Consider the following 8,897-nt stretch of genomic DNA (forward strand, 5'->3'; position numbering starts at 1 on the left):
ATGAGCCCGCCCACCGATTCCCGCCCTGTCCGCACCCCGTACGAGGACTTCCTGCGCCATGTGCAGCAGCACGGCACGCCCAAGTCCGACCGCACCGGCACCGGCACCCTGAGCGTCTTCGGCCACCAGATGCGCTTCGACCTGCGCGAGGGCTTCCCGCTGATCACGACGAAGAAGGTGCACTTCCGCTCGGTGGCGCTGGAGCTGCTGTGGTTCCTGCGCGGCGACTCGAACGTGAAGTGGCTGCAGGAACGCGGCTGCACCATCTGGGACGAATGGGCCGACGACAGCGGCGACCTCGGCCCCGTCTACGGCGTGCAGTGGCGCTCGTGGCCGGCGCCGGACGGCCGCCACATCGACCAGATCGCCCAGGTCGTCGAGCAGCTGCGCAGCAACCCGGACTCGCGCCGCATCCTGGTCAGCGCCTGGAACGTCGCCGATCTCGACCGCATGGCGCTGATGCCCTGCCACGCGCTGTTCCAGTTCTATGTCGCCGAGGGCCGGCTGAGCTGCCAGCTCTATCAGCGATCGGCCGACCTGTTCCTGGGCGTGCCCTTCAACATCGCCAGCTACGCGCTGCTGACGCACATGGTGGCGCAGCAGTGCGATCTGGAGGTGGGCGACTTCATCTGGACCGGCGGCGACTGCCACATCTACAGCAACCACGCCGCGCAGGTGGCCGAGCAGCTCTCGCGCGAGCCGATGTCCTTTCCCACGCTCAAGCTGGCGCGCCGGCCGGCGTCGATCCTCGACTACGAGCTGGCCGACTTCGAGATCGTCGACTACCGCCACCATCCGGCGATCAAGGCGCCGGTGGCGGTATGAGCGGCCCGGCCCGCCCGATCGTCGCGCTGATCGCGGCGGTGGCACGCAACCGCGTCATCGGCCGCGGCAACGAGCTGGTCTGGCACGACCCGGCCGACGCGCGCCATTTCCGCAGCAGCACGATGGGCTGCCCGGTCATCATGGGCCGGCGCACCTGGGAGTCGCTGCCGGCGCGCTTCCGGCCGCTGCCCGGCCGGCGCAATGTCGTCGTGACCCGCCAGACCGACTGGAGCGATGCCGGCGCCGAGGTCGCGCACAGCCTGGACGAGGCGCTGGCGCGGCTGGCCGAGGCGCCCAGGGTCTTCGTCATCGGTGGCGGCCAGCTCTACGCGCAGGCGCTGGCGCTGGCCGACGAGCTGGTGCTGACCGAGATCGACGCCGACTTCGACGGCGACACCTTCTTTCCCGAGTGGCGCGGCGCGGAGGCCGGCTTCGTCGAGGTGACGCGCCAGACCGGCACGCCACAGCCGGGCGGCCCGGCCTTCGACTTCGTCAGCTGGCGGCGGACGGCGCCTCTGCCTCATCCGGCAGCGTGAAGCCGATCAGCGCCAGCCACAGGCGCTGGGTGTCGGCCAGGCGCCAGGCACCGGGCTCGAAGGCCAGACCGGCCAGCAGCGTGGCGGTGTCGCTCAGCCAGGGCTCGACGCCCGCTTCGCGCAGCAGGCCGGCCAGATCGCTCATGCCGCGCGTCAGCGCGACCTGATGCGCCGGCGTGGCCTGCTCGTCGGCCACCTCGGCCGCCAGTGCCAGCACCGGGCGCAGCAGCGCCGCCACCCGCGCGCCGAAGGGCGCCTGCTGCGGCAGCGTCACGAATTCCGGCAGCGGCGCGACCGTCTCGCCGCGCGCCAGCCGGTCGCCGCGCTCGGCCTTGCTGCGCACGTCCAGCCACAGCCCGAAGGCCTCGACCCACAGATAGGACTGCGCCAGCAGCCCGTGCGCCGAGCCGTCCAGCAGCTCGAACTCGATCTCGTGCACCGGCAGCGTCGCGCTGCCCGCCTCGATCGTGCCGATGTCCAGCGCCAGCTCGACGCGGGCGCCCTCGGCCTCGATCTCGCGGCTCAGGCGCTGGATGTCGGTGGAGAACTGCAGCGCCAGGTCGGCCTCGCCCAGGCCGCGGCTGGCCAGCAGCGCCGCCAGCGCGATGCCGGCAGGCGTGCCGGCGTGGCGTCCGAGCGACAGGGCCGGCACCGCATCGGCACCGGCGCGCGGCGGCAGGTCGACCGGCGCGTTGTGCTCGAGCCGGCGCATCATGCCGTCGCCGCGGCCCTTGAGCGTCTGCACCCAGCCCTCGTGCTCGCGGCGCAGCCGCAGCGCGAAGGCCGCACCGGCCAAGTCGCGCGCCGCGGTGTCGAAGTAGCGCGCCTGCAGCCGCACCGCCCGCACCGCGCCGTCCTCGTCGACGGTGCTCGCCAGCGCGTCGCGCCCGCGTGGCGGAATCTGGAACTTCAGCTCGATCTCTTGCATGGATGGCCTGAGTGACAAGGATGGTTTGTAGAATCGGGGGTTACTCTAACCCTTCACCTGCCGCCATGCCGCTCTTCTGGAAGCCCTATCAGTCCGACGCCACCCAGTTCATCGAGAGCCTGAAGAAGCAGGATCCGCAGCTCGAGCAGCGCCAGCGCGAAGGCCGCGCGCTGCTGTGGGACCGCGAGCAGGACCGCTCCGCCCAGGCCGGCTTCAATGACGCCCGCGTGGCCCAGCAGCCCTACGTCTACCAGACCAAGGCCTGATGAGCGTGCCAGCCGCTGCCGGCGAGACCGCCGGCGACGGCGACGGCGGCGCCCCGCCCGACAGCGCCGAAGCGCCCGCGGCGCGTGCGCTGCTCTACGGCGAGCCGCTGCTCGACCTGCCGCAGGACCTCTACATTCCGCCCGAGGCGCTGGAGGTCTTTCTCGAGGCCTTCCAGGGCCCGCTGGACCTGCTGCTCTACCTGATCCGGCGCCAGAACTTCAACATTCTCGACATCCCGCTGGCCGAGGTCACCCGCCAGTACCTGGGCTATGTCGAGCAGATCCGCCGCAGCAATCTCGAGCTGGCCGCCGACTATCTGGTGATGGCGGCGATGCTCATCGAGATCAAGTCGCGGCTGCTGCTGCCGGCGCGGCCCGGCGAGCCCGGCGCCGAGCCGGAAGACCCCCGCGCCGAGCTGGTGCGCCGGCTGCTGGAGTACGAGCGCATCAAGCTCGGCGCGCTGCAGCTCGACGAGCTGCCGCTGCGCGGGCGCGACTTCCTGGTCGCGCAGGTCCACATCGAGCAGGCGGCGGCCGAACGATTCCCCGACGTCAGCGCCGACGAGCTGCGCGCGGCCTGGGCCGACATCGTGCGCCGCGCCCGACTCACCCAGCACCACCGCATCAGCCGCGAGCAGCTGTCGGTGCGCGAGCACATGACGCTGGTGCTGCGCCGGCTGCAGGGCCGGCGCTTCGTCGAGTTCCACGAGCTGTTCGAGATCGAGCGCGGCGTGCCGGTGCTGGTGGTCACCTTTGTCGCGCTGCTGGAGCTGGCGCGCGAGCGCCTGCTCGAGATCACCCAGGCCGAGGCCTTCGCGCCGATCTACGTGCGTCTGAGCTGGCAGCCGGCCTGAGCCCTGGATCCATCGGGAAGTCCCCGTCCGATGTGCAATATTCACATGAATCTGCAAAAATGCAGCGCGATCCGCGTGCTGTTCTCGACCTTGCTGTTCCGGTCGACGGTCTGTCGCACCCGCCACACCCGACCCACAGGAACGATCCGAGACCATGCTCCGCCTGCCGACGCCGTCCCTCCTTGCGCTGCATGGGCTGTGCGGGTTGATCGCCGGCCTGGCCAGCGCCACGGCCGTGCAGGCGGCAACGCCGGACCTGCTCTACACCGTCCGCCCGGGTGACAGCGCCTGGAGCCTGACGCAGCGCCACCTGAACGATCCCGCGCGCTGGCTGGACCTGCGCCGCCTCAACCGGCTGCAGGGCAGCCGGCTGCGCCCCGGCCAGGTGCTGCGCATTCCGGTGCCCTGGCTGCGGCTGCACAGCCGCCAGGTCCGGCTGCTGGCACTGAGCGGTCAGGTCCGCACCGGGCCGGCGGGTTCGCCCGGTCAGTGGACAGCCGCCCGCGAGGGCATGACGCTCGGCCCGGAGCAGGTGCTGAGCACCGGCGCGGACGGCAGCGCGACGCTGCAGGTCGACGACGGCAGCGTGCTGCTGCTGCGGCCCGACAGCGAGCTGCTGCTGCGCCCGGTCGATGCCGAGCGGGCCCGCCAGGCCCTGTCGCGCAGCCTGGACAGCCCTGCGAGCGACCCGGCCGCACCGCCCGCGACACCGCAGATCGGCCTGCGCCTGGAGCTGCTGCGCGGCGGCCTGGAAAGCCGGGTCGCGCCGCAGCGCGACGGCACCCGCCTCGAGGTGATCACCCCGTCGGCGGCCACGGTGGTGCGGGGCACCGAGTTCCGGATCCGCGCCACCGACCAGGGCAGCCTGGCCGAGGTGGTCCAGGGCGAGATCGGCTTCGGCAATGCCGCTGGCGAGATCGCGCTGGGCCGCGCCACCGGATCGGTCGCCGCGGCAGCCGGTGGCGCGCCGCTGCCGGCGCAGCCGCTGCTGCCGGCCCCGGACCTGGCGGCCCTGCCGTCGCGCCTCTCGGTCACCCGGCTGCGCCAGATCGACTGGCCGCGCCCGTCCGGCGCCGGTCCGCTGCAGCTGCAGTGGCTGGACCGATCGGCCGATGCAGCGTCGCCCGAGCCCGCGGCGCCCCTGCCCCGGCTGGTCGCCGAACACCGGCTCATGCCGGATGCCAGCGGCCGGCTGCCGCAGCTGCAGCCGCCGCCGCCCGGCGCCTACCGGCTGCGCGTGCGCGGTGTCGACCGGCACGGTCTGGAGGGCCTGTCGGCCGAGCGCGAGGTCGAGATCATCGCCGTCGAGCCGCCGCGCCCGCTGCTGCCGCCTGACGAGGGCTGGATGCCCTCGGGCCTGCCGCTGCTGCAGTGGAGCGCCTCGGCCGGTGCCGACCGCTACCGGCTGCGCATCGAGGCCCAGGACGACCGCCCGGCGATCGAGGTCGAGGTCGATCGACCGCAGTGGCAGGCGCCGCGGCTGCCCCCGGGGCGCCACCTGTGGCGCATCGCCGCGCTCGAGTGCGCGAGCCGGGCCGGCCCATGCTGGCCGGCCGGCGACTTCGGCCCGGCACGCGCGCTCAATGTGCCCTGGCCGGCGCCGGAGCTGCTCGAGCCGCAGCTCGACGGGCACGGCCGGCTGCTGCTGCAGTGGCGCGGCATCGAGCCGGAAGCCCTGGTGCAGCTGCAGATCGCCACCGACGAGGACTTCCGCGAGGTGCTGCTCGACGAACCCCGGCACGGCGACCAGGTGCGGCTGCCGCTCCCCCCGCCCGATCTGGCCGGCCTGCTGCATGTGCGGGTGCGACCGCTGCCGGCCGGCGGCGGCCTGGGGCCGTGGTCAGGCACCCGCCTCGTGCACGGCCCGATGCTGCGGGCAGGCCGGGACTGAGCATGACCGGAACCTCCTGGCGCGGGCTGCGCGCGCTGGCCGCTCCGGCCCGCCTGCCCTGGCTGATGGCGCTGCTGCTGGCCCTGGCCCTGCTGGGGCCGGCGCAGCCGCTGCGGGTGCGCATCGACCTGCTGGTCCATGACCTGGTGTCCACGCTGGCGTCGGCCCGTCTGCCGGGCCAGGCGACCGACCCCGCAGACGGCACCGAGGGGCCGGTCATCATCGCCATCGACGATGCCAGCCTGCAGGCCCTGGGCCCCTGGCCCTGGCCGCGGACGCTGCATGCCGAGCTGATCGACACCCTGCGCCGCGCCGGCGTGCAGGCCATCGGCTACGGCGTGATGTTCGCGGAGCCCTCGCGACAGCCCGAGGATGATCTGAGACTGGCCGCGGCGATGCGCGCCCAGGGCCGGGTGGTGCTGCCGGTGCTGCCGCTGCGCGACGGCTCGGGCCGGCCGCAAGGGGTGCTCGAGCCGCTGCCGCTGCTGGCGGCCAGCGCTGCCGCACTCGGTCATGCCGAGGCACCGATCGACGCGGACGGCCGCATCCGCGGACTGGCGCTGCAGGCGGGCAGCGGTCTGCAGCGCTGGGAGGCGCTGCCGCTGGCGCTGCAGCGGGTCGCGGCCACCGGCAGCGGTGGGGGTGGTGGCAGCCCCGGCAGCAGGCTGACCGAGCCGCCGCCAGAGCCGGATCCGACCCTGCCCTGGTGGCGCCACGACCTGCGCCTGCTGCCCGACCGCCCGGCGCGGCTGCACGAGATCTCCGCGATCGACCTGCTCGGTGATCCGGCGCGGGCCGGCGCGCTGCTCGGGCGCAGCGTCTGGGTCGGCGTGACCGCCACCGGCATCGATCCGGCCCTGCCGACCCCGGGCCGGGCCGGCCAGGTCGATCTGCTCAGCACGGTGCAGTGGCAGGCCCGGGTACAGGCCGCGCTCGAGCAGGGCACGCTGGTGCGCCCGCTCGGCGGCCTCTGGCTCTGGCTGCTCACGCTTCTGCCGCTGCTGGGCATGCTGCTGCTGCCCTGCGCGGCGGCCACGCTGCTGCTGACGATGCAGGCGCTCTGGCTGCCGGTCGGCACGCTGGCCTGCGCGGGCGCCCTGGCGCTGCTGCTGGAGCGCCTGATGGCGCTGCAGGGCGCACGGCGCGGCCTGCGCGAGGAACGCGAGCTGGCGCTGGCCACGCTGCAGGTGCTGGGCGAGGCGGTGATCTCGCTCGACGGCCAGGGCCGCATCGTCCAGCTCAATGCCCGCGCCCGCCAGTGGCTCGGCGCCGATGCCGCACCGGGACGGGCGCTGGCGCCGCTGCTGCGCATGCCCGCGCTGGACCGTCGCATCCTGCTGCAGGCGCTCGACGACAGCCGGCACCAGACCGCGCCGCTGACGCCGGACCTGCCGCTGCGGCTCGCCCGCGACCCCGGCCAGGCCGACCGGCCGCTGCTGGCCTCGATCCAGCCCCTGCCCGCGCCGCGCGACGACCAGCTGGTGCTGGTCCTGACCGACCTGAGCGAGGTGATGAGCGCACGGCGCCAGATCGAGCACGACCGCCAGCACGACCGACTGACCGGCCTGCCCGAGCGGCGCCTGTTCATCGAGCAGCTGACGCAGCAGCTCGGCGCGGGGCCCGTCGGGCCGGACGCGTCAGGTTCGCCGGCGCCGGCACCGCGGCTGGCACTGCTGTTCATCGACATCGACCGCTTCGCCCGCATCGGCGACCACCTCGGCCATGCGCAGGCCGACGAGGTGCTGCTGCGGCTGGCGCGCCGGCTGCAGGACGGCTGCCACCGCTCCGAGCTGCTGGCGCGCTGGGGCGGCGACCAGTTCGTGATGCTGCTGCGCCAGGCCTGCGACCCGGACGCGGCGCTGGCGCGTGCGCGGGAGCTGCTCGAGCTGGTGTCGCCCGACATCGAGGTCGGCGGACTGGCGCTGGGCCTGGGCGCCAGCATCGGCGTGGCCTGCGCGCCGCGGGACGGCCGGGATGCCGACACGCTGCTGATGCGCGCCCGCACCGCGATGGGCCGTGCCAAGGCGGCCGGCGGCCACCGCGTCGCCGGTGGCGGGACCGATCCGGCGCCGCCACCCGACCCACGCCAGCTCGGTCTGGAAACCCGGCTGCGCCAGGCCATCGAGCAGGACGAGTTCGTGCTGCACTACCAGCTGCAGTTCGCGCTGGACGATGGCCGTCCGGTCGGCGCCGAAGCGCTGCTGCGCTGGCCGCGCGAGGACGGGCTGTGGCTGCCCGGGCGCTTCATCGGCCTGATCGACGAAGGCGGCATGACGGTGGCGCTGGGCGAGCGGGTCATCGCGCAGGCGATCGCGCAGCTGCGGCGCTGGCGCGAGGCCGGCCTGGCGCCGGTGCCGGTGTCGGTCAACATCTCGCCGCGCCAGTGCCTGGACACGCGCCTGCCCGAGCTGGTGGCAGAACGGCTGGCGCAGGAGCAGGTGCCCGCCACGCTGCTGAAGATCGAGATCACCGAGAGCGCGGCGATGCATGACCCGCAGCATCTGCGCGGACTGCTCGAGCGGCTGCGCGCGATGGGCGTGCAGATCGCGCTCGACGACTTCGGCACCGGCTACTCCTCGCTGGCGCATCTGCGCGACATGCCGGTCGACCAGATCAAGATCGACCCGGGCTTCGTCGGCTCGATGGAGCAGCATGCCGGCTCGCGCGCGATCGTCGAGGCGACGATCGCGCTGGCGCACGGCCTGAAGGTGCCGGTGGTGGCCGAAGGCGTGGAGAGCGCCCGCCAGCTCGAGCTGCTGCGCGAGCTGGGCTGCGACCAGGTGCAGGGCTTCCTGCTGGCGCACCCGCTGCCGCCTGACGCGCTGGCCGCGCTCCTGGCCGAGCGTCTGCGCGCCGACGCGCCCTCGCCTCACCAGAAGGCGCGAGAAGCTCCACCCTTCAGGGCGGGGAGGTAGAGCGCAGGCTCGCGCAGCGAGCCATTGGCTTGGTGGTCGAGTCAATTCGAGCCTTCCGCTTCCAGTTGCGCCCCACACCCGGCACCGCGCACACCCTGCGCCGGTTCGCTGGGTCGTGCCGCTGGGTGTGGAACCGGGCCATCGGCGAGCAGCAGCGGCTGAGGGAGGCGGGCGAGAAGTTCGCGGGCTTTGCTGCGATGTGCCGCTGGCTGACGGCGTGGCGCAACGACCCGGACACGGCGTGGCTGGCCGAAACCCCCGTGCAGGCACAGCAGCAGACGCTCAAGCGGCTGGAGGCGAGCTACCGGCGCTTCTTCGAGGGGAATGGCGGCTATCCAAGGTTTCGCGGGCGCGGCCAGGATGCCGGGCTGCGGTTCCCGAAAGCCTCGGATTGCAAGCTCGACGAAGAGCATCAGCGATTGAAGCCGCCGAAACTCGGCTGGGTGCGAATGCGCCAGTCGCAGGCGGTCGAGGGATCGGTTCGGAACTACACGCTGACGCAGGAGCGGGGCCGCTGGTTCGTGTCGATCCAGGTGGAACAACCGGAGGTGATCCCGGCGGTGGGGCTGGTGCCAACGCTGGGGATCGATTTCGGGGTGACGCTGTTCGCGGCGACGACGGACGGTGAGTGCGTGGCGCCGCTGAATGCGCTGAAGCGGCAGCAGAAGTACCTGAAGCGAGT

The 8,897-nt window shown here is 73.4% G+C and carries 8 protein-coding genes; 7 read left to right on the forward strand and 1 reads right to left on the reverse strand.

Features of this window, described 5'->3' with window-relative positions; translation table 11 throughout:
* Together NFT33_RS15295 and NFT33_RS15300 are read left to right on the forward strand one after the other, a co-directional pair.
* Positions 1-825 carry a thymidylate synthase gene (locus NFT33_RS15295; protein ID WP_251676631.1) on the forward strand — a complete coding sequence of 275 codons (825 nt, stop codon included), beginning with the start codon at positions 1-3 and terminating at the stop codon, positions 823-825.
* A complete protein-coding gene (locus NFT33_RS15300; RefSeq protein ID WP_251676633.1) occupies positions 822-1,361 on the forward strand; it encodes a dihydrofolate reductase in 540 nt (179 codons plus the stop codon). Before NFT33_RS15295 ends, NFT33_RS15300 begins: the two co-directional genes overlap by 4 nt.
* Here the strand turns inward: NFT33_RS15300 and NFT33_RS15305 are convergent.
* Complete coding sequence (locus NFT33_RS15305) at positions 1,318-2,289, reverse strand: CYTH domain-containing protein (protein WP_251676635.1); 972 nt, start codon at positions 2,287-2,289, stop codon at positions 1,318-1,320. The two genes, NFT33_RS15300 and NFT33_RS15305, sit on opposite strands and share 44 nt — an antisense overlap.
* 65 nt (positions 2,290-2,354) lie before the next feature.
* Here NFT33_RS15305 and NFT33_RS15310 point away from each other — a divergent pair, with 65 nt between their 5' ends.
* The 5 genes from NFT33_RS15310 to NFT33_RS15330 form a co-directional block, all read left to right on the forward strand.
* Entirely contained in the window at positions 2,355-2,555 is a 201-nt protein-coding gene (locus NFT33_RS15310) for a DUF3460 family protein (protein WP_220784974.1), read from the forward strand.
* Positions 2,555-3,409: a segregation and condensation protein A gene (locus tag NFT33_RS15315; RefSeq protein ID WP_251676637.1), complete on the forward strand. Its 855-nt coding sequence runs from the start codon at positions 2,555-2,557 to the stop codon at positions 3,407-3,409. The genes NFT33_RS15310 and NFT33_RS15315 overlap by 1 nt, the downstream gene beginning before the upstream one ends.
* 154 nt (positions 3,410-3,563) lie before the next feature.
* Positions 3,564-5,300, forward strand: coding sequence for a FecR domain-containing protein (locus tag NFT33_RS15320; RefSeq protein WP_251676639.1), 1,737 nt, complete (start codon positions 3,564-3,566; stop codon positions 5,298-5,300).
* A gap of 2 nt (positions 5,301-5,302) precedes the next feature.
* Entirely contained in the window at positions 5,303-8,215 is a 2,913-nt protein-coding gene (locus NFT33_RS15325) for an EAL domain-containing protein (RefSeq protein WP_251676648.1), read from the forward strand.
* 32 nt (positions 8,216-8,247) lie between these two features.
* The coding region (locus NFT33_RS15330) for an RNA-guided endonuclease InsQ/TnpB family protein (RefSeq protein WP_251676650.1) at positions 8,248-8,897 on the forward strand (650 nt) is incomplete at its 3' end.

Origin of the sequence: Sphaerotilus sp. FB-3 (assembly GCF_023706025.1) — a bacterium.
Classification (GTDB): domain Bacteria; phylum Pseudomonadota; class Gammaproteobacteria; order Burkholderiales; family Burkholderiaceae_C; genus Sphaerotilus; species Sphaerotilus sulfidivorans.